We start from the raw sequence: 248 nt of genomic DNA on the forward strand, positions 1-248 counted from the left end.
TCGGTAGCTCAGTCGGTAGAGCAGAGGACTGAAAATCCTCGTGTCGGCGGTTCGATTCCGTCCCGAGCCACCATTTTGAAGTCGCAAGCCGGCTTAGCTCAATTGGTAGAGCAACTGACTTGTAATCAGTAGGTTGGGGGTTCAAGTCCTCTAGCCGGCACCACTTTCAAAATGAGCCATTAGCTCAGTTGGTAGAGCATCTGACTTTTAATCAGAGGGTCGAAGGTTCGAATCCTTCATGGCTCACC

2 tRNA genes are annotated in these 248 nt (G+C 50.8%); both read left to right on the forward strand.

Annotation, left to right across the window (positions count from 1 at the left end):
- The first annotated feature begins 87 nt into the window (after positions 1-87).
- Positions 88-163, forward strand: a tRNA-Thr gene (locus tag ACQRBL_RS32930).
- 10 nt (positions 164-173) lie between these two features.
- Positions 174-246 (forward strand) — tRNA-Lys (locus ACQRBL_RS32935).
- Positions 247-248 lie beyond the last annotated feature (2 nt).

Origin of the sequence: Bacillus sp. AF62 (assembly GCF_050312695.1) — a bacterium.
Taxonomy (GTDB): domain Bacteria; phylum Bacillota; class Bacilli; order Bacillales; family Bacillaceae_G; genus Bacillus_A; species Bacillus_A cereus.